This is a genomic window from Dietzia sp. SYD-A1 (assembly GCF_015356725.1).
Taxonomy (GTDB): Bacteria; Actinomycetota; Actinomycetes; order Mycobacteriales; family Mycobacteriaceae; genus Dietzia.
This window is the reverse complement of sequence record NZ_JADDKI010000646.1, coordinates 1-1,550: the sequence shown is the minus strand read 5'-3', so window position 1 is coordinate 1,550 and position 1,550 is coordinate 1. Positions and strand designations below refer to the sequence as shown.

At 71.1% G+C, this 1,550-nt stretch carries 1 protein-coding gene; it reads right to left on the bottom strand.

Features of this window, described 5'->3' with window-relative positions; translation table 11 throughout:
- Window positions 1-192: 192 nt before the first annotated feature.
- A complete protein-coding gene (locus tag IY392_RS18055) occupies window positions 193-1,149 on the bottom strand; it encodes a type IV toxin-antitoxin system AbiEi family antitoxin domain-containing protein (protein WP_228549611.1) in 957 nt (318 codons plus the stop codon).
- Between the last annotated feature and the right edge of the window lie 401 nt (window positions 1,150-1,550).

The window sequence follows — 1,550 nt, the reverse complement described above, 5'->3', positions numbered from 1 at the left end:
GGCGGGACGCCCTCGCGGCGGGCGGCTGCGGTGAAGGTGGGCATGCGCGCGAGCGAGACGCCACACGCGTGCGCGAGACGCCAGGCGCAGCAGCGGCTGCTCGGACTGCCGAGGGCCGTTGCCGGGCGGATCGTCGCCGAGCGGAGTGGTCACCGAGTGGAGTGGTTGACGTTCCGCACACCGCAACCGCCCTCATGCCGCGCGGTGCGGCCCCCGGCCGAGTGATTCCTGAAGTCTCAGCGCCTCGCGGATGAGGGGCACGATCCGGCCACTCCGATAGTCCTCCCATTGCCATCTCCTGAAGATGTTGCCCAGCGATTCGATCTCGTTCTGGCGATTCTTCTCGTTGCGGAGCTTCCGGCGGACGCCCGCCTCGCCGTCGTCGATCCCGTACTTCCCCGATCCGTCCGCCTCCCCGACGAGTCCCCATTCCTTCCAGTACATGTCGACGAAAGTGCGTGACCCGTCCGAGAGGATGAACTCGTGCTGGAGCTGGGGCATGGGGAGGCCGGCGCGGGTGATGGCGACCCGGCTCAGGGACTCAAGCACCGAGTGGGCACCCGGGTTCGCGAACGCCACCACTGCGCGGGCCCGCGCGATGCCGACCCGCCCGGCGGCGGCGTCGAGTTCGGTCGCCAGTTCGGCCCGGGTGCACAGAGAGCGGCGCAGGGCCTCGTCGGCAGCGCAGACCGCGCCTGCGAACGGGCTCGTCCGCGCCACGTCGACGATCGTCCGCGCCGGAGTCGTGACCGGGATGCCCTCCAGTTCCGTCACGGAGTCACCGAGGTCCAGGCTGTGGCAGATCGCGCTCTCACCCCGCCTGCTCCCGCTGCCCGGCCGATGCCTGGTCGTGGTGACCCGCCGGGTGTCCAGATCCTGAGCGGGCAGACCGTGAAGCACGAGAGCGGAAGTATGCGACATCGCCGTGCCGGGGCTGATGAACCTCGCCGAGGCCCGCGACCGCATCTCGAGCATGGCCTCGGCCTCGTCGGGACCGGTGGGCAGGTCGGCGGCGGGCACGTAGACGCCGTGACGGACACGGTAGAGCTGTCCGGTGCGCTCTGCGTGCTCCCGCGCTCGGCGGCTGTAACCCCGCGCGAGTAGTTCGGACGAGGTGATGACGGGTGGGCGAATTCTGTCGTTGCTCATGGCCACGCAGTATCGCCCCCGCCGGCCCGGTTTCTGCAGCGTCGGACTGCGTGGTCCGTTCAGGCTGTGGAGGGTGCGCGGGGTGTGGAGGGCCCGCCGTGACAGCACAGCCGGACTGCGCGACTGACCGGCTGGTCTGCGCGCTGCACGGCGGGTCAATCTGCGCGACTGACCGGCTGGTCTGCGCGCTGCACGGCGGGTCTATCGGTATGGGACCGCAGTCCGCCCCGCTCGCAGACAGTGCAGGCGCCCGCCGGAAAGGCGTCTGGCGCGCACCGATGCGCACGCGAGACGCCATAGCGGTGGGCGGTTGCCGAGGAGTCGTACAGGCGCGCGAGCGACACGTCGGGCGCTGGAGCGCCTGCACGTTGCGGCGGACGCGGACCGGGGGACAGGGGCGG

Bases quoted from the DNA above. Each gene is read 5' to 3' on its own strand.
- IY392_RS18055 (WP_228549611.1), bottom strand. From the start codon at position 1,149: ATGAGCAACGACAGAATTCGCCCACCCGTCATCACCTCGTCCGAACTA.